Here is a 26177-nt window from a genome sequence, read left to right on the forward strand (position 1 = left end):
GCTCGATCCCCAGCTCCGCCGGTGTCCATCATGCTGTCATTTGCCCTCACACCATAAGGTGGCCAACGTACGCGGAAAGTCAGGCCGCGAGCTTAGGCCGATAGAATTCCCCGGTCGTCATCATCGCCCAGACGATCCGGGCCAACTTGTTGGCAACGGCGATGGCGACGACCATGGGCCGACGCCGGTCAAGCAAGGCTTCGATCCAGCCGCCTCCAACCCGGGAGCGTGCCTTTGGGTACCGAACGACGTTACGTGCTCCGATGACAAGCAAGTGCCTGAGATAGGAATCGCCCTGTTTCGTAATCCGGCCGAGCCGATCCTTGCCGCCGGTGGAATTCTGTTTAGGCGTCAGGCCAAGCCAGGCCGCGAACTCTCGCCCGGAGCGGAACACGGTCGCGTCCGGCACGGTCGCGGCGAGAGCCGTGGCCGTTATGGGACCAATGCCCGGAATCGAGGACAGCAACTTCGCCATCGGATTTACTCGCTGGATCTGAGCTAGCTCGCGCTCGATGGCCTCGACCTGCCGGTCCAATTCCTTCAGTTGGTTCACAAGAACGGCCAGTGCGATGCGGGCATGGGCCGGTAGCGTCAGCCCCTTGTCATCCAGCAGATCCACCAGACCATCCACCCGTTGCCGGCCTTGCCCGACAATGATTCCGAACTCAGCAAAGTGAGCTCGAATGGCGCAGGCTGTCATGGTTCGTTGGCGGACCAGCAAGCCTCTTGCACGATGAAGCATCAAGAATCCTTGGTTCTCGACGCTCTTGATTGGAACGAACCGCATATTGGGACGGTGACCGCTTCGCAGATCGCGGCCGCGTCAGCGGCGTCATTCTTGGCCCCCCTACGTACGTAGGGTTTAACATAGGCCGGCGGAATCAATCTCACATCGTGTCCAAACTGCCGAATCTCCCGCGCCCAGTGATGAGCGGTCGCACAGGCCTCGATGCCGACCAGGCAAGGTGCGAGCGAGGAGAAGAACGAAATGATCTCACCTCGCCGAAAGCGTTGGCGACCGGCCACCTGGCCTTGGCTATTAACTGCATGGATGTGAAATACGTGCTTCGAGATGTCCAATCCAATTGTCGCGACTTCCATTGGTGCATTGCTCCTGTTAGCGGCTCGTCCATCGCCAGTATATCGCCGGCGCCGAGGGAGCGGGGCCGTCTTCCCCATCAACGGCCGGCTGCGCGACGAATCGTTGAACGAGACGCTGTTCACGTCGCTGGCCCAGGCCCGCGTCGCACTCGGATGTTGGCGAGCCGATTACAATAACACACGACCGCACTCGCAGCTCGGATGGAAGACCCCTCCGAGTTCGCCTTCACCTGTCACCCGCGCCGGGAGCTGGCGCTGCGCTATGCCGAAAGCTCCGCGCCAGCTCCCGTCGCTCCCACCGCCCAACCGGGCAAATCCAACAGCCAGGGCGAACTCAGGACTGGATAAAACTTGATGTGGTGGAACGGCCCGCTCCAACAGCATCAAAGTGCTAGAACGTGGTCGTTGTTCGAACGCCACAAAGGAGGGACCGTTCCGCGAAACAGGTTATCACCATCGGGTTGGATTTGGCCAAGCATGTTTTCCAGGTTCATGGCGCGGATGCCGAGGGCTCGCCCGTGTTCAACCGAAAGCTGCGACGCAGCGAAGTTCTGCGTTTTTTCGAGAGGCTGCCGCGATGCTTGGTGGGGGGGGAAGCCTGCCGTAGCGCCCACTATTGGGCGCGCGAGATCGCAGCTCTCGGTCATGAGGTGCGGCTCATTCCGCCGGCTTATGTCAAACCCTTTGTCAAGCGAGGCAAAACGGATGCGGCCGACGCGGAGGCCATCAGCGAAGCGGTGACCCGAAAGACCATGCGCTTCGTGCCGATCAAGACGGCCGAGCAACAGGCTGCCGCGATGGTGCTAAAGACTCGCGCGCTTCTGGTCCGGCAGCGAACGCAGGTGGTCAACGCGCTGCGCGCGCATCTGGCCGAATTGGGGATCATCGCCACCGCTGGCCTGGCAAAGGTTGAGGCGCTGGTCGCGATCGTACGGGACGAGACAGATGCCCGCCTGCCCGCAGCAGCGCGCTTCGCGCTGATGGCTATTGCCGACGAGATTGACGCTTCAGCTGACCAGATCGAGCGGCTCGAGCGCGCAATCGTCGTGGAGGCCAAGCATGACGAGGACATGCGTCGGTTGACCACGATCCCTGGCGTCGGTGCCATCACGGCGGCGACCATCAAGGCGCTTGTGCCGGATCCCGGCGGGTTCAAGTCGGCTCGCCACTTTGCCGCCTGGCTGGGATTGACGCCGCGACCCCATTCAAGCGGAGGCAAAGAGCGGCTGGGGGGAATATCGAAGATGGGAAATCCGGAACTCCGCTCCCTCCTCGTTGTCGGGGCAACGGCCGTCTTGCGGGTTGTCCGAAACGACGCTCGGGCGCGGCCGTGGCTGAAGGCACTTCTCGCCAGACGGCCCTTCAAGGTTGCCGCGGTCGCACAGGCCACAGGCCAACAAGACGGCGCGGATCATCTGGGCGCTTCTGAACAAGGGCGGAATTTATCGGCGCCCCGACCCACTGGCGATTACCGCGGTCGCGGTCTGATGGACGCAGTGACCGCCACAACGATCTGACCGGCGCAGGCCGGCAGAGGGTAAGGTGCAACAGCAGGCGATGAACCCATGGGACGAAATCCCGAAACGCGTGAAGCTACTGCCCCCAATGCGCTCAAGCGCGTAAACTTGATTTAGCTCCTCGTTCCGCGGATCTCATCGAGGCCAGCGGCCATGTGCCGCGCGCAAAGGCCGGACATATGACCGCACCGTTCCAATGTGTGCAATCGACTGAAAAAGCTCTTGCCACGCGGGCCGTTCCACATATGGGGGCAAGGTCAAGGCTCTTGAGCCACCAAGCGGCACGCTTCACCCAGCCGGCGAGCGTCGCGCGGTCGAGATGAAGGCCCTGGCCAGCCAGGATCTGCACTTGGCGGTACAGCGGCAGATACCAAGCGAACTTCGAGACCACCACGTGAGCCACGAGTGCCGACGCCATTGCGTCGCGCCACCTCGGAGATGTTCGCCCCCTCCTCAAAGCTCTCCGCCACGATCCGGGCCTTCTCCTCGCCCGTCCACCGTCGGCGCTCCCCAGTGATCACCTCGACGCGACGATAGGAGTCACCTTCCAGCCTGGCATCAAGCATGGCATTTGCCATCGCTACATCTCTACCAATCAGATCATGCCTGACTGTGTCGCAGGCGAACCGCGCGATGACGAGGTGGGGGCCTCATGCCGATTACGCTTAAGTAGGAATCTCCATGACAGCTAAGCTTGCTAGTCGGGCGGAAGCTCAATTGGAACGGCGAAGCCTGCCTTTACGCGGTCCATTATGACCATTGTCTTGACCCCCTTAATGTCGGGGTTCTCGTAGAAGAATCGCCGGGTGAACTGCTCATAATCTTCCATGGTGCACGCGGTAACGTAGAGAACAAAGTCAGCGTCGCCGGTGACGTAAAATCCGTTGACGACCTCAACCGACGATCTAATGGCCTTCTTGAACTTATCGATTATATCTGAACGCTCCCGCTCTAAGCTCACTAGCACAAGCATTTGAATCGGGTTTCCTACTGCCTTCGGCGAGACGATCGAGACGTCGGCCTCGATGATGCCTTCCGAACGGAGTCTCTTCAGCCGCCGTTGACATGCGGTCGCTGAGAGGCCGGCCAGTTCGCCGATGACCTCGGAAGTGAGACGGTTGTTCTTCTGCACAATTTCGAGGATGCGGGCATCTATTTTATCGTATCGCATAGTCGGCTCCATCGCAGAGGCCAAATTCGCCGCAAATTGCCTGCGTCATGCAGGAAATCCTCCGAATGGCCGGAAACCGCGACGCAAATATCTTTGCGACACTAGTATCCTGAATGTAAAGGTATTTTCAACGGGGGCCGAGAATGGACGTGCATCCCTGACGTAACACGTCACGGCAGACTTGACGATCGTCGTCGGCGATTACCTAGGCTATGGACAGCAATCCGGATCAAAGAACGCTCGCCCTCGCTCAGAGTCATGATGTGGAGAGGCATTTGTGCCGGGCGGGCGCAATCGGCCGCAGCGGCGAGTTCGTCACGATCGACCAGCCAGATATCTCTCGTTGCACACGCTGTGCGGTACCGACTAAGCCACCCGGATTGCGAAAGGCTCGACGGGATACTGGGAGTTGGCGCTCTCTGCCGGGCATGGAGGCGGACTTTAACCCGATGCGCTGCTGTGGACTGCGACCTTCGCGCCGGAAATCTGTGGCCGGAATATCCTGATCAATGAGCTAGCTGCTAGCTATAACGTCCAGCCCTTTAGCTAAGATCTCGGAGAATACGCTGGTGGCGCGCTTAGGCAGCATGATCGCAAACCGTCCCGGTATTCGAACCAAATGCCGCCTCGGTTCAGCCGGCCATCCTTGACCTCGACCTCCAAAGGCACTCCAGAACGTTTGGCGTGATGATATATAAGCGCTGGGCTACGACCCGGAGCGCCGAAAGTGATAACGTAAAAGGGGCCGCGGTGCCAGACACTCGGATCAGTCCTCCGGAGCATGAATTGGAACGGCAAAGCCTGCCTTCACGCGATCCATTATGACCATCGTCTTGAAACCCTTAATGTCCGAGTTCTCATAGAAGAATCTCCGGGTGAACTGTTCATAATCTTCCATGGTGCGCGCGGTAATGTAGAGAACGAAATCAGCGTCGCCGGTGACGTAAAATCCGTTGACGACTTCAACCGATGATTTGATGACCTTCTTGAACTTATCAATTATATCTGAACGCTCCCGCTCTAGGCTCACCAGCGCTAGCATTTGAATCGGTCTTCCTACTGCCTTCGGCGAAACGATCGAGATATCGGCCTCGATGATGCGTTCCGAACGGAGTCTCTTCAGTCGTCGTTGACAGGCGGTCGCTGAGAGGCCGGCCAGTTCGCCGATAATTTCGGAAGTCAGACGGTTGTTCTTTTGCATAATTTCAAGGATGCGAGCATCTATTCCATCATACGGCATAATGTACTCAGGGTTGAGGGTGAAATTCGTCGCAAAGTGCCTCCGCCATGCAGGAAATCCTCCGAAGAAAATTGCTGCGCAAATGCGTTTGCGATTCAAGTATCCTGAACGTACGAACAATTTCAACCATCGACCGCAGAGATTTTCAGATGGCCGCCTCGGTACAAGGGTCCGCGCTTCGGACTTGCTACCAGCATCTAGCCTACCAAGGGAGGCCCTCCAGCTCTGCCGGGGAGGCAGCAGAAGTTTGACATTTCAGGCGGTCGTCCATCGACGAAACTCGCGACTCGTGAGCCACCACGCGCACGAGAAGGAGTTTCGCGATGGACGATTACGAGAGCCTAAGCCACAGCAAATGGAGAGTGCAAATATCACGTGGTCTTCATTCCCAAGTGCCGCAGGAAGGAACAGCACGCGCACTTGTCACGGGTGATCCGGGGGCACTGCGCCTACTACGGCATCTCCGGCAACGGCCGACGGATCAGGTGGTATCATCACCAGCTCACGCGGATATGGAAGAAATGGCTCGCGCGGCGTGGCCGCCACAGCAATCTGCCGTGGTCACGCTTCCGGGCCATGCTCGCGCGACACCCGCTGCCGACAGCCAAGATCGTCCACCAATATGCCGTCTCGTGAGCGAAGCTTACGCGTGAAGAACCGGATGCGGGTAATCCGCTCGTCCGGGTCTGTGAGGGGCGGGGATGGCAACATCCCCGCCTACTCGGCACGCGGCCTCGATGATCGGGCCGCCCTTGCGGTTGGCCTCGTAGAGCCTGCCAAAGCCGGCGTAGGCGTCGGCCTGCATCAGTCCGGCATAGCCCGCCAGATGCTGCTCCGGATGCGCACCGCCACGATCGGGCGAGTAGAAGAACACGGCCGCCGGCGGATCTGGGCCAGCAAACGGACGGTCGTCGCGTACGTAGGTCCAGAGCCGGCCGGTCCGAGTCTTGCCCTTGGCCTGGACCGGCACCGTGGTGTCATCCGCGTGGATGCGCTCGGCTGCGAAGACGTGGCTCTGGATCGCATCGACCAGAGGCATCAGGGTTGCCGCGCAGGCACCTACCCAGTCCGCGAGCGTCGACACGTCGAGGTCGATGCCTTCACGCTGGTAGACATCGCTCTGACGATGAAGCGGCAGGTGCAGGCCATACTTGGCAAACAGGACATGGGCCAGCAGCCTGGGCCCGGCACGCCCACGCGCAATCGGATGCGAGGGGGCCGGCGGCTGGGTGATCGCTTCGCAGGCCCGGCAGACGAGCTTCTCGCGCACGTGCTGGACCACCTTCCACTGGCGCGGAACGAGCTCCAGCGTCTCGGTCACGTCCTCGCCAATCTTGCGCAATCGGCTGTCGCCACAGCATGGGCAGCTGGCAGGCACTGGATAGACAATGCGCTCCCGCGGCAAATGCTCCGGCAGTGGCCGGCGGGCTGGCTTGCGGCGCTCGAACGACGGCACCGCAATCTTCTCGGCCGCCATCTGCGCTGCGGTCTCGGCTTGCGCCGCGTTCTCCTCCAGGTCGGCGAGCTTTAGCTCGAGCTGGTCCAGTAATGCGCCTCGCTCGGAGGACTGTCCGAACTGCTCGTGCCGGAGCTTTTTGATCGTGAGCTTGAGCTTCTCGATTAGCAGGGTCCCCGCCTGGGCCTCGGCTTCCGCGACCAACCGGGCCGCTCGCTCGGCGCGCAGCATCGCCTGCAGCGTAGTCACATCGTCGGGAAGAGAATCATCGGCGCCCATCACCGACCAGAGAATCACAAGACGCGGTCTCTGTCCGAACCGCTGATCGTGCCCCGATTCAAATCCCAGCGATCAGCCCGCCGCCTGCGGTCGCCAGGTAGGTTGCGGCATCCGCCAGTCGATGCCCTCCAGCAGGTAGCCAAGCTGGGCTGGGGTGATTGTCACCACGCCATCAGCCGACGATCGCCACAGGAAGCGGCCGCGCTCCAGCCGCTTGGAATAAAGCGACATGCCCAGTCCATCGTGCCAAAGGATCTTGATCAGCTTGCCGCTTTTGCCACGGAACACATAGAGGTCGCCGCCGTGCGGGTCTCGCTTGAAGGCTTCCTGCACCAGCAAGCCCAGCGAGTTCATGCCACGACGCATATCGGTGTGGCCCGTCGCAATCCACACCCGCACGCCCGACGCAATGGGGATCACCGTAGGCGTCCATCTGCCAGAGCCGCCACGGCGGCCTTCAGCGTCGCCGCGTCGACCGTACCCGTGATCCGCATCCGAGCCCCGGCCGCAAACTCGATCTCGATCGACCCACCGCTGCTGGCCGGCGTGACTGGACTAGGCGTCGGCCCTGATTCCGCGATTACCACTGCCGGTACGAAGCCAGGTTGGGCGGCATCCTTCGGCTCAGGCCGAAACGACCGTCGCCATCGCAGCAGCAATGAGCGCGAAACGCCATACCGCCGCGCTGTTGCCGCGACTTGGCGCGGCGCCTGTAAGCTCTCCAGGACGATCTTGAGCTTCTCGTCCTCGGACCAGCGCCGCCGCCGGCCCGTGCCCACCACCTCAAGCCGTTCGACCTGGGCACTCCGCCTATCACTGTCCATAAGGACAGTACTCAACAACACGCCTCATTCGGCAAGGCGGCCTTCACCGGACGGATACGACACGCAGGGCTGACGACGTGCCACACGGACATGCGGACTGGCTTCGACGGGCTGGCGCTACTGGTGCGGGATCGACCACGTTTCAACGCTGAAGGCGATGGTGCTCCAGATACATGCGCTCGCCGAGGCGGAAGCGAAGGCGCCGGGCTGCGCCCTTGGACTGACAGGTGATGGGGCTGAAGGTTTAGGTCGACCAGCCCGTGACGGAGAAATGAGCTGCTCAAAAAAGCATCGAGAGGGCGGCCCATCGCGAGCTTCTCCATCGCGAGCGGTCCCAATGGCTGCTCCGAAGCCATCTAGAGGATGCAGCGCGTAGGTAGTGCCGAGGCAGGCGATCCCGCGAGCGAAGCGCGTGAGCCGGCAGCTGCCATGAGATCAGGCGCAGAATTTCAGACTGATCGGGCCCTAAATTAGGGGAATTCGGCTTCGAAACCGAGTAACGCTGTCGTGCGACATAGTGAAAAACGACCGGTTGCAAGGAAGCAAAGCATGGCCAAGATGACAATCGTGACCGGATCGGCGACGCGGTTGGCTGCGGTCGAGCCGAGCGGCCACCAAGACACCAGTGGTTGAGCGCGATAAGATCGAGCGCCGAGCGCTATGCGGCTACTCCAACGGCATCGCCATTCCTGGTTTCCGCGGGGGGGGGGGCATCTCGCTGCATACTAGTTCTCGAGCCTGGAATGACATCGCATCGTCGCGGGCTGAACGGCTATGCGCATATCCAATGAATCTGTTGACCATTTGATCTGGTTTGCGGGACTCTCGTCGTAATTGTTAAGTTAAGAACAGGATGCTCACATGAACAAACTGACCCGTAGAGTGACCTTATTGCTGGCTTCGGCATGCATGGTCGTCTATTCGCTCGCCGCCAAGGCTGACGATTCGCTGGAGAAGGCCAAGAAGAATGGGGTCACGTTTGGCCTCTCTAGCGATCCTCCTAACTCGTATGTGGGACCCGATGGAAAGCCTGCGGGCTTCAGCGCCGACCTTGCACTCGCTATTTTCAAAAGAATGGGAATCGCAGACGTTCGACCAGTGGTGACGGAATGGTCCTCCCTGATCCCGGGGCTGAAGGCAGGTCGGTTCGATGTTGCCACCGCGATGTTCATAATTCCATCGCGATGCCAGGAGGTTGCATTTGCCGAGCCCATAGTGAAGACCGGCGACGCGATGCTGGTGAAGCGGGGGAACCCAAAGAACATCCATAGCTACGAGGACGTCATCAGAAACCAGAACGTTACTCTCGCGATCGTCGCCGGAGCCGCCGAGCAGGGCTACGCACGACGTGCCGGTGTCCCTGATAGTCGCATCTTGGTGCTTCAGGATCCGAGCGCATTGCTTTCAGCGGTTTTGTCGGGTCGTGCTGACGCCGCCGCTTGGAATCCGGCTGGTGTCAAGTCGATGTTAGCACAGGGTAGCGAAGGTGTGGAGCAGGCGGAGCCATTTACCACCCCGCCGTGGGCCATCGCATACAGCTCGTTTCCGTTTCGGAAAGAAGATACTTCGTTGCGTGAGGCCTTTAACAAGGTGCTCAAAGATTTCGTCGGCTCTGATGAGTACATGAAGATCCTTGCCAAGATTGGGCGTGGATCGGAATCCGTGCCGGGTAAGGTGACAGCTGATGAGCGCTGTAAAGCGCAGTAGCTGAAGGATTGTACGAACCGAAAGATTGGGCGAACCGGCGGCGTTGAGATGCTAGAGTTTCTGCCGTACCTACTAAGAGGAGCCGAGGTAACCATTGAGATTACCTTGGCGGCCTCGATTGTGTCGATCATTGTAGCGACCATCGCTGGCATCGCCCGGCTTTCCAGGAACAGACTGGTGCGCTGGATCGCGACTGGCTACGTTGAACTTTTTCGCGGCACTTCGCTGCTCGTTCAGCTCTTCTGGCTGTTTTTCGTCCTGCCGAATTTCGGGATCAAGCTAAACGCGTTCGTTGTGGCGGTCCTCACTTTGGGCCTCAATAACGGTGCCTATGGATCTGAGGTCGTGCGCGGCTCGATAGTTGCGATTCCTCGTTCCCAAATCGAAGCGGCCATCGCATTAAACATGCCACCAGCGTTACGGATGCGCAAAATCATTCTACCTCAGGCATTGATAACGATGCTGCTCCCCTGGGGCAATCTGCTCATCATCTTGCTTAAGGGCACAGCACTCGTATCTCTGATAACAATTCAAGAGCTTACGTTCCAAGCGTACAACCTAAATGTTGTCACATTTAAGACACTGCAACTCTACGGCCTGTCCCTCGTGCTCTACTTTATCATGGCGCAGGGAATAGCGCTGGTGGTTCGCGCTTTATCCCGACGCGTCAATCATGGGATTACGAGGGGTGGGTTTTGAGTGAGATGTTCGACTGGAATTTTGCATGGTCAATAACGCCGATGCTTGCGGCGGGTGCTCTCGTGACGTTCGAGGCGACAGTTATTGGGTTCATCGTGGCGGTTTTCGTTGCACTTCCCCTAGCGTTAGCGCGACGCAGCCGCGCTGTGCTTCTTGCATGGCCGATCGGGTTCGTGATCGAGTTCATTCGATCGACGCCGTTGCTCATACAGGTCTACTTCATCTTCTTCGTTGGACCCCAATTCGGCATTACGCTCCCTCCGATGGGTGCAGGCCTAATTGCCATCGGACTCTACTATGGATGCTTTGTTTCAGAGGTGTATAGGGCCGCTCTTGACAGTGTGCCCAAAGGTCAGTGGGAGGCTGTAGTCGCGTTAAACCTAGGCCGCTGGCGCGCCTACAAGGACGTAATCTTACCTCAAGCGATTCCGCCGATGATCCCCACCTTGGGTAATTATCTTATCGAAATGTTCAAGGCGACCCCGGTTCTCTCTGTCATCTCCGTCTTGGAAATGATGGAGCGCGCCAAATTGATCGGTTCGGAAACGTTCCGCTACACAGAACCGATGACGCTCGTGGGGGTATTCTTCCTGATAATGACCCTAGCCTCCTCACTTCTCATACGGAAGCTTGAGCAATTGTTCGGAGCTCAGCGGCAGGACCGCGGTGCGATCGATCGCGAAGTCTCGACTAGTCTTGCGAGCACGTAGCATGGAGCCCGCCGCGTAGGCGGTCATCAGCGTGCGCGAGTCGTCAGGCTCGGGTTAATACCTGAATTGCTTGAGCCGTGGACCTGGGGCTTGGAGGGACAGATGCCTGCATTTGATCACCCACATGCGCTAGGCGGCTGTAATCGCCGATATTCACAAAATAACGGAGGCAACGCTAGATATGGAAATGGTCGAAAATCTGTCGGAAGGCAGGGCTGAACGTATGTGTGATCTGCAGACACAAACCGCCACGTCGACGCTGCCCCCTGCGGTTCAGTTCGTCGATGTCACGAAGCGGTTCGGCTCGTTGGTCGTGCTCAAGAGTCTCAATCTTTCCGTAGCACGGGGCGAGAAGGTCGCGCTTATTGGACCATCAGGTTCCGGAAAGACAACGCTCCTCAGGACTCTGATGACGCTCGAGCCAATCGATGGAGGCGTAATCGAAGTCGATGGAGAGCCGTTCACTCATGAGCGGATCGACCACCGTCTCGCGCCGGCGCGAGAGGCGCATATGCGGCGCATCCGCAGCAAAATCGGTATGGTCTTTCAGCAGTTCAACCTGTTCCCGCACATGACCGCGCTACAGAACATTATCGAGGGTCCCGTTCACGTGCTTGGCCTATCTAGGGACGAAGCGACCGAGCGCGCAGTTTCCTTGCTTGGCAAGGTTGGCCTAGTGGATCGCAAGAATCATTATCCGGCGCAGCTCTCCGGTGGCCAACAGCAGCGTGTCGCGATTGCGCGGGCCCTGGCGATGCGGCCGAAAATCATGCTGTTCGACGAAATTACGTCGGCCTTGGATCCTGAACTCGTCCACGAAGTTCTGCAGGTCATGCGACACCTCGGAGAGGAGCAGGACCTCACCATGCTGATTGTCACGCATCAAATGGGTTTCGCTGCCGAAGTCGCCGACCGGGTCTGCTTTTTCTCGGAAGGTGCAATCCTCGAGCAAGGCCCGCCGGACGTGATATTCCACACTCCTGCTCACGAACGCACGAGGGCGTTCCTTCGAGCCGTCCTCGAAGCTTAATGCGTCAAACACTGGCGACGCCGGCCGGCGTCTTGCTCCGGACCTTCGCGAATATGCTTTCGAGCCGGCGGAGCGTCCGGGCCTGCACCGGCGCGACGGGCGATGATCCCAAACCCGGAGCTTGCGACGAGCGACCACTCGGAATTCCCGCGACCCGGGGCCGCGTGGTTCAGGCCCTACCGCCAAGCTGGTCCTGGAGCCGATCTTCTCAGCTTATGGCTATCGAAGCCGGACGATCTTCCATCGGACCTTGTGAGTGCCCTGGCGGTGCTGCAGGCCGAGCGTGAGGCGCGGCTGCGCGCCGAGGCGGTGGCTGCCAGTGCGCGGGCGGAGCTGTCGGACAACGAGGCGCTAATCGCGCATCTCGAACTGCGGATCGAGAAGCTCAAACGCGAACTGTACGGGCAGCGCTCCGGGCGCACGGCACGGCTGCTCGAGCAGCTGGAGTTGGAGCTCGAAGAACTCGTCACCACGGCGAGCGAGGATGAGCTTGCCGCGCAGGCCGCCGCGGAAGACGCAGAACGTCTGCCCCTTCATGCGCAAGCGGCCGGTGCGCAAACCATGGCCGGATGACATCGAACGCGAGCGCGTCGTCATTGAGGCTCCAACGACCTGCGCCTGCTCTCCGGGCGGCGTCTCAAAGCGGACCTCAAAGCCGATTGTCCGCGACGGTCGGAGTAGTTCACGCACCAGATCGGTGATCGCGGTGTATCCACCCTGATATCCGCGCTCCTTGAGTTCTCGCCGCAGGCGGCGGCCCGTCAGAGCCGGGAAGGCGGCGAGCCGTTCGCGCAAATACGCTACGAACGGATCAATCCGACGCGTGCGCGGCGGCCTCGGCGAGTAAGCCGGCGCCGTCAAGCCCTTGGCGAGGTGTGTCCGCACCGTCTTGCGGTCGATTCCAAGTTGGCGGGCGATGGCCGACACCGAGACGCCCTGCCGATGCTATTCCAGGATCACGACAAGCTCCCCGAGTTTGATCACCGCACCCCTCCCTCCCGCCAACGGGAGGAGCATCTGTCAACGGGCAGCGAACTTTCCGTAAGAATGGGCTTCCAAATTTCCCTAGGTGACGGTGATTGTGGTTCGGGGATCAGCCGCTATCGGGATCGTTATTGGTCCTTCCGGGTGGGCGGCCGCGGCGCTTGGGCTGCGGCGGGTTTGTGAGCGGGCGCGAGCGGACGTTTTCCGGTACGAGGGCAGCGTGCTGGCGAAGCCGATAGCTCGATCCCTCGATTTGGATAACAACTGCGTGGTGAAGCAGGCGATCAAGCAATGCTGTGGCGACGACGGCATCACCAAAGACCTCGCCCCATTCGGCGAAGCCGCGGTTCGAAGTGAGGATCATCGCGCCTTTTTCATAGCGGGCGTTGACCAACTGGAAGAACAGATTGCCGCCGCCGGGCACGACCGGGAGGTAACCGATCTCGTCGACGACAAGGAGGAGGCGCGGGCGAGGAACCGCAGGCGCTCGCGCAAAGTGCCTTCGCGTTCGGCTTTTGCGAGGGTGGTGACGATGTCGGCGAGCGTGGCGAACGCGACGCTCTTTCCCGCCTTGACGGCCTCGACCGCGAGCGCCGTCGCGAGATGGCTCTTGCCGGTGCCGGGTGGCCCAAGCAGATGGACCACCTCGGCGCGGTCGATGAACTTCAATTCGGCAAGCGCCAGGATGCGATTGCGATCGAGCGAGGGCTGGAATGCGAAGTCGAAGCCGGCGAGCGTTTTGACGGTGGTCAGGCGAGACATTCTCAGCGCGGTGCTGACACGGCGATTGTCGCGCAACGTCAGCTCCTCGACAAGCAGCTGATCGAGCGCCTCAATCCAGGTGACCTCACCCTGTTCGACTCGCCGCAGCGTAGTGTCCAATATTTCCAGCGCACGTGGCATCCTGAGTGCGACCAGGCTTTTCTTGACGCTGTCGATCGCTGCCGGTTGCGTGTGGATGGTCATGGCCGGCCTCCCGAGTGGGCGAGCCGTTTGCCGACAGCTTGGTAAAACTCCAACGACCGTCGTGGGATGTGATCGCCGGCCCGACCGACGAGGGCTTCGGACACGCCAGGTCGCGACCTGGATCGGTTGACGGCCTGGCGATGCTCGGGGGCGACGCGAGTTCGCCGGCGGCCTTCCAGAACGGGATGGACGGCGACGATTTCGCCTTGGTCGAGAATGCGGATTACATCAGGCAATTGCTGCACTTCGACAATGCGCCGCGTACGGTCTGGTACGCTGTAATAGTTGCCGCCGATCGACACGAGCCCGTCGTGGCTGACACGGCGCTCGAGTTTGAGCAGCGCGTCGAACGGCCCTGCCGGCAACGCCTGCAGCTCGGGTCTTTCGGCGGCAAACGCCTCAGCGACGACTTTCTGCGTGGTGCCATGCACGCGTACGTTCGCAACCGTCGCGAGCCAGTCATCGAGCTGGGTGTTGAGATCGTCGAGATTGCGGAAGCTGCGCGCGAGGAAGAAGTCCTGCCGGATGTAGCTGAACGGACGCTCGACCTTGCCCTTGGTCTTGGCGCGGTACGGCCGGCAGGCCCTCGGATGGAAGCCGTAATGTTGTGCGAGCGCCAGGAGCGACCGGTTATAGACGATGTGACCATCGCCGTCCTCGCCCGTCACGGCCGTCTTCATGCGGTCGTAAAGGATCTCGATCGGGACACCGCCGATGACCGCAAAAGCCTGTATGTGGCAGCGCAGCAGCGTCTGCAGGTCCTGATGCATGACGAAGCGGGCGAAGATGAACCGCGAATGGCCGAGCACCATCGAGAACAGCCAAATGATCCGTGTCACACCGGGCTCGTCGGTGAAGATGGTCACGAAGCGAGCAAAGTCCACTTGCGCCTGCTTCCCGGCAGGCGTCTCAAATCGCACCTCAAAGGGTTTAGGTGCGTTGTCGGGACGGATCGCAGCCGCGAAGCGTTTCACGGCCGTGTAGGCGCCGGTGTAGCCACGCTCGCGAAGCTCGCGCGTTAACCGGATGGCACTCAAGTCGGGGAATGCGGCGATGCGCTCGCGCAAATAGTCCAGATAGGGTGCGAGTTTGTTCGGCCGGCCAGCCTGGCGAGGGCCATAGGCGGGTGGCTCGAGACCACGCGCGATGTATTTGCGGATCGTTTTCGGGTCGCGCCCCGTGCGCCGGGCAATCGCGCTAATCGACAAGCCCTGACGGTGAAGGTCCAAAATCACGATGAGATCTCCAAGCTGGATCATCCGTTCCGCCCCCCGAATCACTTCGGGACAGGATCGGATGCGGAAAGCCTGAAGGGGCCGCAGCGCTCCGGTATGTGGGGCCTACGCGCCGCGGCCCCTTCAGGCTGGGATGCCAGCTAGGGAATTTTCGATGCCCATATTTGGGGAGTATTCACCGCCCAGTGACAGCATCGGTGAGTCGGTTCGCCGCCCGGCCTTCCAGCGCATGCCCTGGAAGGCCGGGCTGCACGAAACCTGGGGAATTTTCAAACGGCACTCTTGAGGAGTTTACGTCCGGCACTCACACCGATGCCGTCCTCGCCGCCGCCGGCTACAACTTCCGTCGCCTCATCCGCTGGCTCGAGCTTCTGTTGCACCAAATCCTCGCCCAGCTCATCCTCCCACTTCAGCTCGTTCCGGGCTGAATCGAGTTCTTCACGGACGACTACAAATGGAAGGCGAAGTTCGGCGGTATGGAGGTGTCGGAGGCCAAGCGGCTGAAGACATTGAACACGCGGTTGCTGGCGGATGCCAAGTCGATCCTGCGGCGCGGGCTCGATCGCGCCTACGCAAACGAGAGTCCGCCGGACGGCCCACGATCCGACACGACAACATCCGCGGCACCGATTACTACCAGCGAAGAAAGGAGGGACGATGTTGACACGACACATCCCACCCACGATCGCCTCGTTGCGCTCGAGCTCAACAGGCATCGCAAAGGCCCTCGATGAACAGCAGCGACAGCCTGACATCGCCGCGCTGGCGTTCGAGGAGCGCCTCGCATTGCGCGCGACGAGGTGCCGCGGTGTTCCTTGACAATCTCGATGACCTCTACGGAACCATAGATCGACAGAGCTGGGTCGAAGATGGACAACCATCGGAGATGCTCAGTGCCGTCTTTGTGAGCTGAACATAAAAAAGGGAGCCTTCGATGGGACGACCGAGGCTTGGCTCTGAGCTCTGACCACCTTTGAAGTGGCTAGGCGACTACTTGATGAAGGCGATCTCTGAAGTGAAGAAATTTCGTCGAAAGTCGAGGCTGTGATTCAGAGGTTCGGATCTCTGAAGAAGGTGGCGCGGATACAAATTGCGTGCTGCGAGCAAGTCGAATTGCTAAGCTACTACTTGCCAGCCGGCGATTCCGATTTATGCGCCCCGGCTGTCATTTGCATCAGCAGGGAAGGAGAAACAGGAGCGACGCTGCTCGGAAGGCTCTTGTCCGCGCTGAGTGGTTGGGGCATGTCGGTTCTGGTTGTCTCTCATGACGACGTCTACAATCGGCCGGCGTGCCGGAGGCGATCAAACTACAGGCTGACTGCTCGGCGGCGCACATCGATCTGGAGTTGGCCATGCCGCGGATGACCAAGACCGCCGTCGGGGAGATCGAGAATTTCGTGTCTTCCGACGATCACACCTTCGGATGGCTAAAGTATAAGCTCGCAACAGTTCAGGTCGATAACCATTGTCGGCCAGGACAGCACTATTGATGTTGGGCCGCTTCCAATCCCGAAATTGGGTGCCCTGAGCAGTTTCTTCAATGTGTGATCCGGGACCGCCATATAAGAGGCATCTTAAGAAACACCATGCAATGCTTCCCTTCAGAGGGCGACCAGCGATCATAAGGGAAATCATGAGTTAGGAGCGGATCGACAAGGCATCGGTTGATCCGCCTACAATATGCCTATACTCAGTTTTTGAGAGGCCAATCGGCTATTCTTGGCGATCGAGGTCAGCCGCTTATTCAGATAGCGAAGGGAGTCCTCATCGAGTTCGCCAAACATCGTCGAGTTGAGGGCTTGCCTTTTGATTGATAGATTCGCGATTTCCGCCCGTGCCCTTTGAGTCAGCGACATCTGCAGGAACCTTGCGTCATCGGGCGATGTTACGCGGGTGAGGAATTCCATGTTTTCGAGCTTCTTCGTTTGGTTGGTAACGAAGGCGGGATGGATTCGTAGTTTACTCGCAACCGCAATTCCCGGGACCCCGCGCCCCTCGTCGAGCTCATCGATCGCCATCAGGATCAACCACTGTGGTTCGGTTATTCCCAACATCTGGGCCCAACTTTTGTGTATTTCCTCGAGTTGGGAGTGAATCTCGACAATGTTCCAGATGAAATCACTAACGGCCCTTTCGGGGTGTCCTTTTTCGGTCATGTCGGTCTTTCCGCCAAATTCGAGTCGCTAGGGCGCACAGCGGATCCCTTTGCACGAACCTTGGTATCCCTCTTCGGCCTCCCGAAATAGAGCTCGGGAGACACAGTCGCAATCCGAAAAGAACACTTTACAAATGCAATTATCTCAAGGCATCAATGTGTCGGACCGATACTCGGCCATCGGTCACGTCATCAAAAGATAGCCCTCCTGGAGGTCCCCCCGGGGCTGTTCATTTCGTAAAAATCCGCGCTGATAACACGCCAAACCTGATGAGACGCAACTGTTGCTCGAGTGCAACATATTCCAACAAAGCAATGCTTGCTTACAATAGTTTATTGTAGCAATTGATTTTAAAAATTATATGGCAATTGACAGCGAGGGGGCGCCTCGAAGTTGTTCCGTCAACCACCGCCCATGGCGAGGTTCGGCGGATCTTTGAAGGATGGAAACGACGTTTCCAACTTGGAGGTTCATATGAAACTGACAAAGAGTTTTATCCTCGGTTCCGCGGCGATGTTTGCGGCCGCCGGGGCGCAGGCAGCAGATCTTCCCCTGAAAGCCAAAGCTGTCGAGTACGTGAAGATTTGCTCCCTCTATGGGGCCGGCTTCTACTACGTTCCCGGCACTGACACGTGCATCAAATTGGGGGGGTATGTGCGGGCCGAAACCTCAGTGGGTACCAGCTATCATTATGACGCAGCCAATAACGGTGTGGGTGGTGCTCGCAACCGCCTGAGCGACTATTTAAGTTGGCGCGCTCGTGAAGACCTCAGCATCGACACGCGCACCGCGACCGAGTACGGCATGCTTCGCACCTACTTCGATGCGACGTTCACTTGGACGTCGGGTACCTATACAGGCAGCGGCACGACCAACGTGAACGGCTCGACGGTCTACACCACATCGACCGCTTCTCAAGTTGCTGGTGGTTTTCTCGGCGTCTACTACGCCTTCATCCAGTTCGCTGGTTTCACCCTGGGCAAAGCGCCGTCGCAGTTCTCCGCTCCCTGGGGCAACTATCCAGCGAACAACATCGACGGTCTGCCCGGCGGTGGCGGCTGGATCGCTGGCGTTAATCAGTTCAGCTATACTGCTGATTTCGGCCAGGGGATCACGGCCTCTTTCTCGGCCCAGGATCCGGTCATCACAGGTACGACAAACGTTTGGAACGTGAGCGGTGCCACGGCCGCCGGTCTCGCAACCGGTGCGTATGGAGCCAACGACATCGGCGGTGCGCGGGCCCCTGACCTCATTGCGGCGGTTCGTGTTGATCAGGCTTGGGGACTATTCCAAGCCTCGTTTGCCGCGCACGATAACCATGCTGGCTATTATGGTGCGTCCGAAGTGACGGGCTATCCTTCCGACAAATGGGGCTGGGCTGGTCAGCTGGCGTTGTCGATCAAGGACATCCCGACCGGCGCGGGCGACACGATCAACCTAACGGGCGTGTATACGAACGGTGCAAGCCGTTACAACTTCCAGGACCTGATGTCGACCACGTATGCAATATACGGGGGCACGAGTTTGCCGGGCACCTACCAGAGCGTCGGCATTGGTAGTGTGTCAGACTCTGTGTTCGTGACCGGATCTAGCCAGGAGCTGACCACAACGTACGGCTTCCGTGGTGGTTACACCCACAACTGGAATCCCAATTGGAATACTGGTATTTATGGCGCGTGGGCTGCTCTACGATACAACAACGCTGCCAAAGGCTACATCTGTGGCGCGTTCGTGGCAAGCCTTGCGCTATCGAGCGGGCTCGCCGGCTGTAACCCCGACTTGAACTATGCGGTTGCTGGTGTGATCACGCGCTGGACGCCAGTCAAGAACCTGACATTCTCGGCCGACCTCGCTTACACGATGATCGATCAGAAGTATGCGAGCAGAAGCACGGTGGCGCTACCCCTGCAAACCGGTATCGCCAAGCCGGCGGCCGCGTACGAGCTGAAGGACCAGAACAGCCTCACGCTGCTGCTCCGCGCTCAGCGCAACTGGTGAGCTTCTTTCAAGCTAGCAAAAGGAGAGAGAAAGGCGCTGTATAGCTAAGTTAACCTCCAAGGAGGCCTCCAGTATGCCCACTGGGGGCCTTTTTAAATCGAGATTCATTCTATCCGACCTGTCGAACTGAGGTCCATGCGGCAGCCGGTGTATAGGCAGTATGACCAGCCGATATAGCCCGAACAGTCCGTCCAGTCCTTCAAGGGCGGTGCCGCATTATGGCCGTTTCTGTCCGACGGAGATGTGGAAGCTGTTCACGCGCTTTGATGAACGTCTCGGAGCTATAGCGCCGCAATCTGGCTGGGAAGCTTCGATCCTGATTGCGGCGCGGCATGGAGCTTGGCTCCGACAGAGTACAAGTCACTCACCATGCACAGGGGACGGCGCTTGCTGCGCCTAAACGACTTGCGACGCGCAATCCCTCATTCTTCGGTCCGCTGGGTGCGCCTCGGTCACGCGCCGGTTGGGTGACAAGAACAGGATGACGCGAGAGATCGCGTTCGGTTCTGGGTGACACTCCCTCGGCCTACTCGACAGGACGTCGTGTTCCGCACTATGCGCAGCAACTTCTATGAAGTCACGGCAGCGGGCCCGCACCCATCGCAAGCGAGGCGCTGAAGCACATCGTCGCCATCTAAGCGATCAGGAAAGAGATCCGCGGCCGCAGCCCGGAAGAGGGACGAGCGTTGCCTCGTGCGACAGCAGAGCCGGCCTTTGGTGGACGCCTTTGAAGCCTAACTGTCATTCGGCCTGCAAAATTGGCTCTGACTCACTTTTGATGCAGTTCAAGGGGATGTCTGGCGCATTGATTGGGGGAGAATCAGCGCCTGCAGCAATCGCTCCACCGCTCCAGTCTGGTGCCGCGTGGGTTTGTTGTAGAGAGTGCGTACTACGAAGGCGATAAGGCCGTTATTGTGGTCCGGGCGTCCGGAAGCGTTGCTCTGTGCCCGTCGTGCGGAACGGTTTGCCGACGCGTTCATAGCCGATATCGACTGCGCGTGACCGATCTGCTGCGTATTTCGCAAAAACGGGACAGTGGTTTCGCTAACTAAGGGACAGTAGTTTCGCTAAATCGCGGACAGTGCTGCTGCGGCGGGCTTTTCGGTTGCCTGATTGAAGTCACTTAAGATTGGTTTCGCTGTTTTCGGTGCTGGTCAAGGGGGGCGCGGCTTTTTTCTTCCGCATGCTGTCGCCTTCGAGGGCGATGCGGTGCGCATTGTGGATGATCCGGTCGAGGATAGCGTCGGCGATGGTGGGTTCTCCGATCATGTCATGCCATTGCGCAACGGGCAGCTGGGCCGTGATCAGGGTGGATTTGCGCCTGTAGCGCTCTTCGAAGATTTCCAGGAGATCGAGGCGCTGCTGGTCATTGAGGGTGTGGGTGCTCCAATCGTCCACGATGAGCAACTGGACGCGCGCGAGCTTGTCGATCAGACGTGGGAAGCGACCGTCGAGGCGGGCCATGGCGAGGTCTTCGAACAGCCGTGGCATCCGCAAGTAGAGGACGGAATGATCGAGCCTGGCGGCCTGACGTCCGAAGGCACAGGCCAGCCAGGTTTTGCCGGTACCGGTCTGGCCGGTGACGATGAGGTTCTCATGGGCTTTGAGCCAGGCGCCTTGCGCCAGCTGCAGGGTGTTACGCCGATCAAGCCCGCGGCGGGACGCGAAGTCGATATCTTCGATACAGGCGTCGACGAAGCGCAGCTTTGCTGCGGCCAGGCGATTGGTCAGGCGTTTGTCGGCACGCGTGGCGGCTTCGCGATCGAGCATCAGGCCAAGCCACTCCTCCCGGCTGAGATCGGCGGCATTGTCCTGTTCGGCCAATTGCCGGTAGGCGGCCGCCATTCCGGCCAGGCCGAGTGCCTGCATCTGGTCGAGGGTCGGGTGGGTCAGCATCACGATGGTCCTTTCCTTCATTGATAGTAGGCCCCGCCACGGATGTTGGCGTGGGAGGGCGTGGCTTTGACGGGTTCGGTGGCAGGGCTCGCGCGGTCGAGCCCGGACTTGAGGATGGCGCTCACGGAGGAGTAGCTGATCGCGTTGATGGCGAGCGCCCTCTCGCAGGCTGCTTCCAGCCGACTGCGCTCGTAGCGTCGCGCCAGAGCGATGATGCCCATGGCGGAACGATAACCCTGTTCGGGATGCGGGCGCTCGCGCATCAACCGCTCGACCAGCGTGGCGACGCAGACGCCAATCCGCGCCGCCATCTTAATCAAGGCCGCCGGCGTCATATTGGCGTAACGCTGATGGGCCTTGGGCATGTGCTCGTTCACCGTAACATGGCCGCCGCGCTGGGAACGACGCACATGGCTGGCGACACGCTGGTGATCCTGGAAGATCTCGACGGCCCGATAGGTAAGCCGGACGTCCACTCGACGACCAATCAGCCGGTGCGGCACCGAGTAAAAGGTCTTGTCGACCTCGACATGATAATCGGGGTGGACCTTGGCCGTTTTCCATTCGGCATATTCGAATGGTTCGCCGGGCAGTGGCGCCAGCGCGGCGCGCTCGATCTCCTCGAACAGCTCCCGGCGGGATTTCCCGACATGGCGCATCGGCCGGCTGTTCAGCTCCTCGAGCAATTCACCAATCGCGCTATTGAGATCGGCCAAGTTGAAGAACCGCCGGTGGCGCAGCCGCGCCAGTATCCAGCGCTCGACAATCAGCACCGCGCCTTCAACCTTGCCCTTGTCGCGCGGCTTGCGGCTGCGGGTCGGCAAAATCGTCGTGTCGTAATGCTCGGCCATGGCGGCAAAGGTTTGATTGAGCGTCGGCTCGAACCACAACGCCTTGACGACCCCGGCCTTCAGATTGTCGCAGACGATCGCTTTGGGAACGCCGCCGAAGTACGCTAAGGCCCGGGTCTGGCCTTCGAGCCAATCTGGCAGTCGCTGACCGAAGCTCGCCATAGCGAAGGTCAGCGACGAGGCCCCGAGCACCGCGACAAAAATCTGAGCCTGACGGATCTCGCCGGTTTGCGGGTTGATCACCTACACCGTGTGGCCGGCATAATCGGTCTGCATGACCGCCCCTGCCGCATGGCGATGGCGGAAGGTCGGGGTCGCCCGGCGCTGGTAGACGGCAAACTTCTCGCAGAACCATGTATAGCCATAACCGTCGGGATGGACCGTTCGGTATTCCTGCCACAGCAGCGTCAACGTCACGCCCTTGCGCTTGAGCTCCTGCGCAACGCGCGGCCACTCAGGCTCTCTCAGGTCCTGGGGCGGCCGTCCGAGCCGGCGGAACAGGGCCCGCTGCAACGCCGCCTCGCTCTCGTAAATCGGCGGCAGCGGCCAGCTTAAGCCGGCTTCGCGTGCCGCAGCAGGTAGGTGGCAACCGAGGTCTTGCTGATCTGCAGCCGTTCCGAGATAGCCCGGACCGACAGGCCTTGCTCATATGTCCGCCTCAGGATCGATCGAAGGTCCTTCACAGTTGTCCGTTTCGCTTGCTTCCGTCTCGGCATTGCCCCCTCTCAAACTCAGCTTGAGAGAGAACATTGCCCGAACGGCGCTCCCGAAAACCAACCTCCACGGCTGTCTATAGCGCGACAATCAGGATGAGAGCGGCGCGTCAATCAAGATGAGACGAGGCGGCCGAGTCAGGAGATAATTGACGCTGGCCGTCGACTTGGCAAGCGTTGATTGACGCTGCGCGACAATCAAGCGGCGCTGCCAGCGTCAATCAAAGTCTTGTCGAGTTCGTTTGGGGTAGTGTGAACAGGCGGCCGGCCTGGACCGCGCTTGCGATCGAGGGCAGCTTTTCGACGGTAACTTTCGACGTTCATCTCGAGGATCGTGGCGTGGTGGACCAAACGATCGATGGCAGCCAACGTCATTGCTTGGTCCGGGAAGATACGCCCCCATTCGCCAAATGGCTGATTGGCCGTGATCAGCAGCGAGCGTCGTTCGTAGCGGGCGGCGATCAACTCGAACAGCACGCTGGTTTCCGCCTGATCCTTGCTCACATATGTGATGTCGTCGAGGATCAGGAGGTCATAGCGATCGAGTTTGGCGATCGCGGACTCCAGCGCCAGCTCGCGCCGCGCGACCTGCAGCCGTTGCACCAGATCAGTGGTTCGCGCGAAGAGAACGCGCCAACCGTTCTCGACGAGAGCCAGGCCGATCGCCGCGCCGAGATGGGTCTTGCCGCCGCCCGGTGGACCGAACAAGAGCAAATTGGCGCCGGCCTTCAACCAGGCGTCGCCGGCGGCGAGCGCCATCGCCTGTGCCTTTGATAGCATCGGCACGCTTTCGAAGTCGAAGGTGGCGAGCGTCTTGCCGGCGGGCAAACGCGCTTCCACCATGTGTCGCTCGATCCGACGGCGGGCGCGATCCGCAGCCTCGTGCTCGGCAAGGGCGGCGAGGAAGCGGGCGGCAGGCCACCCTTCCTTGTCCGACTGTGCGGCGAGCTTCGGCCAGATCGCCTTGACGCCCGGCAGGCGGAGCTCATTGAGAAGCAGCTCGACACGGGCAGCATCGACGGAGGTAGCGATACCGGTCATGCTGCTTCTCCCAGGTTCGAGCGGCCCGACATGACGCTGACGGAGGCGAGTTCATCGTAGACGTCGAGCGGCGCCAGCTTGACGGCGACACGCGGGATCGAGGCCGCCTCGGGCCGGAAGCGGTCGCGCAGCGCGGCAAGATCGGGTAACTGTCCGGCGTCCAGATCCATCGCGATCGCCTCGGCGAGTTCTGCTTCGCAGGCGCGCTCGTGAGCCAGCGCCAGAAGCTCGACCGTCACCTTGCAGGCGCGCCGGTCATCACCATGCTCCCGCAAGGTCTCGAACAGACGTTTGTAAGCTGCACGCGGGAAGAGTTGGTCGCGATAAACGAGATTGAGGAGCGCCATCGGCTTGCGCCGCAGGGCATGGATGATGTGCCGGTAATCCACGACATGACCGCCCTGGCTCTCGGACACAGGCCGACCGCGCCGCAGCGTCACGACCGGTGTGACGCCAAGGAAGCATTCGAGCCGGTCGTCAAAGATGCGCACACGCAGGCGGTGGCCGATCAATCTTGAAGGCACGGTGTAGAACACGCGCCGCAGGATGAAGCCGCCTGACGACGTCACCGGGATCACTTTCTCCTCGAAGTCGGTCGTGCGGCCTTTTGGCAGTGGCGCCAATGCCTCCTTCTCGAGCGCGATCGGCTTGGCGAGGTTGGCGTTGCGCCGGCCGACAATCTCGTCGACAAAAGCTCGGTACGCATCGAGACGGGCGAAGTCGCGCGTCCCCCGCAGCAACAGCGCATCTTCCAGTGCCCGCTTGAGATGGCCGTGCGCGCTCTCGATCGAGCCGTTCTCATGTGCGATGCCCGCATTGTTGCGCGTTGGCGCCATGCCATAGTGGCCCATCAGCCCGGCGTAGCGCTGCGTCAGATCCTCCCGTGCGTCGGCGGCCAGATTGCGGAACGCTGCCGACAGGCTGTCGCTGCGATGCTCCCGCGGCACGCCGCCAAGCGCCCACAGCGCGTTCTGCAGGCCCTCCGCCAGGGCGACGAAGCTTTCGCCGCCGAGCACGACATGGGCATGCTCGAAGCCGGAGAACGCCAACCGGAAGTGATAGAGCCGGTGATCGAGCGGCTCACCCGCGATGGTAATACCGAGCGCGCTCACGTCGGTGAAGTCGGACAGACCCAGGCGGCCGGGCTCGTGCTGCTGGCGGAAGATCACGTCCTGTTCGGGGCCGTTGAGCGCCCGCCAGGCGTTGATGCGCCGCTCCAGCGTGCGGCGGATGTTCGGGTTCAGGTCATGATGCCGTCGGCGCAGCTCGTCCAGCACGCCGATCACGCGGATGCCGGGCGCAGCCTTCAGGATCGGAACGATCTCGGCCTCCCAATACTGCGCGAGCGGATCGGACCGGCGCCGGCCCCTCGGCGCCTTCTTCTGCGATGGCGGACGCGCATCGCCCTCGATGCGATACGCGCTTGCCTTCGAGAACCCCGCCTTGGCCGCGGCGGCCTCGGGGGACAGTGTCTGTCGGTAGGTCATGTACAGCCTCATCTGGTGGTCGGTGATGTGGAGGCCAGGCAAGGCATCGATTCCCTCTTGTCGAGACGAATCAACAGCTTGCACCAGCCGCACCCGGCCGCCAGACGGGTCCAAAAACGCGCGACGCCGATGGGGACGGTCCTCCAGTCGGGCTACGCCCTCCCTTCGGTCCGTCCCCATCGGCGCAGTCTCACCTTGATTGTCGCTGGAGTCTCACCCTGATCGCCGCCGCGCAGCTGTCCGCGAATTACCGAAATCCGCGTCCGGCAATTGCCGAAACACGCAATCTGCCGCTGTCCGGGCGGATCGTCGAGCTCCTGGTGATCGCCCGCCGCTTCCGCTGCGACGCCGTCTTGTGCGGACGCCAGATCTTCACTGAGCGTTTCGCCGACGGGATATTGGCGCCATCGGCGCGACGCACGGCGCGGCTGGACACTCTCGTCCATCACCTCGGTCTGGCGCTTGGGGGGCGACCGGCAGCGGGCTTCGCAAAACGGCTGTTGCTGCGGTGAGCAAGGACACGCTTCTCCGCGCCCGGCCTCCTCCTCACCCATGCCGGGAGCAAAATAAATGAGGCAACGGACCGAACTCGGGAGCATGGATACGTGAGGCAATACGCGCTCTCATCCTGATTGTCGCGCCATACTCCGCGTCGTCAGCGAGTGGGCGACCCGCAGACGACGGGCTGAAAAGGCCGACGCCCGAAGCCTTCAGCGGATTCCGTCGGCCAGAACGATCGCGCGCCTGATGACCATCGGGCGGGACTTGCTCACGAAGGCGGAGACCGTCACGGTGGCGGCGATCGAAGCTGGCGTACCAACCCTGGTCGAGGCACGCGAGATCATCGCCGAATTCCACCTGATGATCCGGCGCAAGACCGAGGCAGGCCTCATCCCATGGATCGAGCGCGCCCGCGCCAGTCTCGTCGCCTCGTTCGCCAGCGGCGTAGCGAAGGATGAAGCGGCGGTTCGAGCAGCAATTACTTTGCCCTGGTCCAACGGACAGACCGAAGGTCAGATCAGGCGCCTCAAGCTCGTTAGACGTCAAATGTACGGTCGCGGGAAAATCGATCTGCTTCAAGCCAGATTGATCGGCGCAGAATGAAAGGAGCTGCAT

General features: G+C 60.5%; 14 protein-coding genes and 12 pseudogenes. 10 read left to right on the plus strand and 16 right to left on the minus strand.

The features are described from left to right. Positions 1-79: 79 nt before the first annotated feature. Positions 80-1101, minus strand: a pseudogene (locus P6U30_RS11090) (IS110 family transposase). 79 nt (positions 1102-1180) lie between these two features. On the opposite strand from P6U30_RS11090, the pseudogene P6U30_RS11095 reads away from it, so the two are divergent. Together P6U30_RS11095 and P6U30_RS11100 are read left to right on the plus strand one after the other, a co-directional pair. Continuing rightward, positions 1181-1449: pseudogene (locus P6U30_RS11095) on the plus strand (transposase); the annotation flags it as partial. A 101-nt stretch (positions 1450-1550) separates the two neighbouring features. Then, positions 1551-2589: pseudogene (locus P6U30_RS11100) on the plus strand (IS110 family transposase). A 288-nt stretch (positions 2590-2877) separates the two neighbouring features. Here P6U30_RS11100 and P6U30_RS11105 read toward each other — a convergent pair. The 4 genes and pseudogenes from P6U30_RS11105 to P6U30_RS11120 form a co-directional block, all read right to left on the minus strand. Beyond that, positions 2878-3030 (minus strand): annotated as a pseudogene (locus P6U30_RS11105) (transposase); the annotation flags it as partial. A gap of 43 nt (positions 3031-3073) precedes the next feature. Next, positions 3074-3196, minus strand: a pseudogene (locus tag P6U30_RS11110) (IS66 family insertion sequence element accessory protein TnpB); the annotation flags it as partial. Positions 3197-3315: 119 nt separating this feature from the next. Then, the gene (locus tag P6U30_RS11115; RefSeq protein ID WP_407169177.1) at positions 3316-3789 is read right to left on the minus strand and encodes an Lrp/AsnC family transcriptional regulator; all 474 of its coding nucleotides are present in this window, start codon (positions 3787-3789) and stop codon (positions 3316-3318) included. A gap of 766 nt (positions 3790-4555) precedes the next feature. Continuing rightward, positions 4556-5029: an Lrp/AsnC family transcriptional regulator gene (locus P6U30_RS11120; RefSeq protein WP_407169178.1), complete on the minus strand. Its 474-nt coding sequence runs from the start codon at positions 5027-5029 to the stop codon at positions 4556-4558. 323 nt (positions 5030-5352) lie between these two features. On the opposite strand from P6U30_RS11120, the pseudogene P6U30_RS11125 reads away from it, so the two are divergent. Next, positions 5353-5452, plus strand: a pseudogene (locus tag P6U30_RS11125) (IS200/IS605 family transposase); the annotation flags it as partial. A gap of 301 nt (positions 5453-5753) precedes the next feature. On the opposite strand, the pseudogene tnpC reads toward P6U30_RS11125, so the two are convergent. From tnpC to tnpA, 3 genes and pseudogenes are all read right to left on the minus strand, one after another. Further along, positions 5754-6764 (minus strand): annotated as a pseudogene (gene tnpC / locus P6U30_RS11130) (IS66 family transposase); the annotation flags it as partial. Positions 6765-6836: 72 nt separating this feature from the next. Continuing rightward, complete coding sequence (tnpB, locus tag P6U30_RS11135) at positions 6837-7184, minus strand: IS66 family insertion sequence element accessory protein TnpB (protein WP_407169179.1); 348 nt, start codon at positions 7182-7184, stop codon at positions 6837-6839. Continuing rightward, on the minus strand, positions 7181-7588 hold the full coding sequence (gene tnpA / locus P6U30_RS11140; RefSeq protein WP_407169180.1) for an IS66-like element accessory protein TnpA: 408 nt from the start codon (positions 7586-7588) through the stop codon (positions 7181-7183). Before tnpA ends, tnpB begins: the two co-directional genes overlap by 4 nt. Positions 7589-8449: 861 nt before the next feature. Here tnpA and ehuB point away from each other — a divergent pair. The 5 genes and pseudogenes from ehuB to P6U30_RS11165 all read left to right on the plus strand — a co-directional run. After that, positions 8450-9295 (plus strand): ectoine/hydroxyectoine ABC transporter substrate-binding protein EhuB, encoded by an 846-nt coding sequence (ehuB, locus tag P6U30_RS11145; RefSeq protein ID WP_407169181.1) that lies wholly within the window; start codon positions 8450-8452, stop codon positions 9293-9295. Positions 9296-9343: 48 nt separating this feature from the next. Continuing rightward, the gene (gene ehuC / locus P6U30_RS11150) at positions 9344-9994 is read left to right on the plus strand and encodes an ectoine/hydroxyectoine ABC transporter permease subunit EhuC (protein ID WP_407169182.1); all 651 of its coding nucleotides are present in this window, start codon (positions 9344-9346) and stop codon (positions 9992-9994) included. A 5-nt stretch (positions 9995-9999) separates the two neighbouring features. Then, positions 10000-10704, plus strand: a complete 705-nt coding sequence (gene ehuD, locus P6U30_RS11155; RefSeq protein ID WP_407170425.1) for an ectoine/hydroxyectoine ABC transporter permease subunit EhuD — start codon at positions 10000-10002, stop codon at positions 10702-10704. A gap of 223 nt (positions 10705-10927) precedes the next feature. Continuing rightward, positions 10928-11734 (plus strand): ectoine/hydroxyectoine ABC transporter ATP-binding protein EhuA, encoded by an 807-nt coding sequence (gene ehuA, locus P6U30_RS11160; protein ID WP_407170426.1) that lies wholly within the window; start codon positions 10928-10930, stop codon positions 11732-11734. A gap of 252 nt (positions 11735-11986) precedes the next feature. Beyond that, positions 11987-12365, plus strand: a pseudogene (locus P6U30_RS11165) (IS66 family transposase); the annotation flags it as partial. Here P6U30_RS11165 and P6U30_RS11170 read toward each other — a convergent pair. The 4 genes and pseudogenes from P6U30_RS11170 to P6U30_RS11185 all read right to left on the minus strand — a co-directional run. Further along, positions 12344-12661: pseudogene (locus P6U30_RS11170) on the minus strand (IS21 family transposase); the annotation flags it as partial. The pseudogenes P6U30_RS11165 and P6U30_RS11170 sit on opposite strands and share 22 nt — an antisense overlap. 166 nt (positions 12662-12827) lie before the next feature. Continuing rightward, positions 12828-13684, minus strand: a pseudogene (gene istB, locus P6U30_RS11175) (IS21-like element helper ATPase IstB). Next, entirely contained in the window at positions 13681-14943 is a 1263-nt protein-coding gene (gene istA, locus P6U30_RS11180) for an IS21 family transposase (RefSeq protein ID WP_407169139.1), read from the minus strand. Before istA (P6U30_RS11180) ends, istB (P6U30_RS11175) begins: the two are co-directional and overlap by 4 nt. A 1649-nt stretch (positions 14944-16592) precedes the next feature. Beyond that, positions 16593-17075, minus strand: coding sequence for a MarR family winged helix-turn-helix transcriptional regulator (locus P6U30_RS11185; protein WP_407169183.1), 483 nt, complete (start codon positions 17073-17075; stop codon positions 16593-16595). A gap of 474 nt (positions 17076-17549) precedes the next feature. Between P6U30_RS11185 and P6U30_RS11190 the strand changes: the two genes are divergently transcribed. Beyond that, positions 17550-19073: a porin gene (locus tag P6U30_RS11190; protein WP_407169184.1), complete on the plus strand. Its 1524-nt coding sequence runs from the start codon at positions 17550-17552 to the stop codon at positions 19071-19073. Between the two features lie 1119 nt (positions 19074-20192). On the opposite strand, the gene istB (P6U30_RS11195) is transcribed toward P6U30_RS11190, so the two are convergent. From istB (P6U30_RS11195) to istA (P6U30_RS11210), 4 genes and pseudogenes are all read right to left on the minus strand, one after another. Then, entirely contained in the window at positions 20193-20969 is a 777-nt protein-coding gene (gene istB / locus P6U30_RS11195) for an IS21-like element helper ATPase IstB (protein ID WP_407170427.1), read from the minus strand. Between the two features lie 17 nt (positions 20970-20986). Further along, positions 20987-22536 (minus strand): annotated as a pseudogene (gene istA, locus P6U30_RS11200) (IS21 family transposase). A 195-nt stretch (positions 22537-22731) separates the two neighbouring features. Continuing rightward, on the minus strand, positions 22732-23574 hold the full coding sequence (gene istB / locus P6U30_RS11205) for an IS21-like element helper ATPase IstB (RefSeq protein WP_407169186.1): 843 nt from the start codon (positions 23572-23574) through the stop codon (positions 22732-22734). After that, on the minus strand, positions 23571-25073 hold the full coding sequence (istA, locus tag P6U30_RS11210) for an IS21 family transposase (RefSeq protein WP_407170428.1): 1503 nt from the start codon (positions 25071-25073) through the stop codon (positions 23571-23573). The genes istB (P6U30_RS11205) and istA (P6U30_RS11210) overlap by 4 nt, the downstream gene beginning before the upstream one ends. Positions 25074-25697: 624 nt before the next feature. Between istA (P6U30_RS11210) and P6U30_RS11215 the strand changes: the two are divergent. Then, positions 25698-26165: pseudogene (locus tag P6U30_RS11215) on the plus strand (transposase); the annotation flags it as partial. Between the last annotated feature and the right edge of the window lie 12 nt (positions 26166-26177).

Source organism: Bradyrhizobium sp. ORS 111 (assembly GCF_045571485.1).
GTDB lineage: Bacteria > Pseudomonadota > Alphaproteobacteria > Rhizobiales > Xanthobacteraceae > Bradyrhizobium.

Bases quoted from the DNA above. Each gene is read 5' to 3' on its own strand.
- P6U30_RS11115 (WP_407169177.1), bottom strand. From the start codon at position 3,789: ATGCGATACGATAAAATAGATGCCCGCATCCTCGAAATTGTGCAGAAG.
- P6U30_RS11120 (WP_407169178.1), bottom strand. From the start codon at position 5,029: ATGCCGTATGATGGAATAGATGCTCGCATCCTTGAAATTATGCAAAAG.
- tnpA (WP_407169180.1), bottom strand. From the start codon at position 7,588: ATGGACAGTGATAGGCGGAGTGCCCAGGTCGAACGGCTTGAGGTGGTG.
- ehuB (WP_407169181.1), top strand. From the start codon at position 8,450: ATGAACAAACTGACCCGTAGAGTGACCTTATTGCTGGCTTCGGCATGC.
- ehuC (WP_407169182.1), top strand. From the start codon at position 9,344: ATGCTAGAGTTTCTGCCGTACCTACTAAGAGGAGCCGAGGTAACCATT.
- ehuD (WP_407170425.1), top strand. From the start codon at position 10,000: ATGTTCGACTGGAATTTTGCATGGTCAATAACGCCGATGCTTGCGGCG.
- ehuA (WP_407170426.1), top strand. From the start codon at position 10,928: ATGTGTGATCTGCAGACACAAACCGCCACGTCGACGCTGCCCCCTGCG.
- istA (WP_407169139.1), bottom strand. From the start codon at position 14,943: ATGATCCAGCTTGGAGATCTCATCGTGATTTTGGACCTTCACCGTCAG.
- P6U30_RS11185 (WP_407169183.1), bottom strand. From the start codon at position 17,075: ATGACCGAAAAAGGACACCCCGAAAGGGCCGTTAGTGATTTCATCTGG.
- P6U30_RS11190 (WP_407169184.1), top strand. From the start codon at position 17,550: ATGAAACTGACAAAGAGTTTTATCCTCGGTTCCGCGGCGATGTTTGCG.
- istB (WP_407170427.1), bottom strand. From the start codon at position 20,969: ATGCTGACCCACCCGACCCTCGACCAGATGCAGGCACTCGGCCTGGCC.
- istB (WP_407169186.1), bottom strand. From the start codon at position 23,574: ATGACCGGTATCGCTACCTCCGTCGATGCTGCCCGTGTCGAGCTGCTT.
- istA (WP_407170428.1), bottom strand. From the start codon at position 25,073: ATGAGGCTGTACATGACCTACCGACAGACACTGTCCCCCGAGGCCGCC.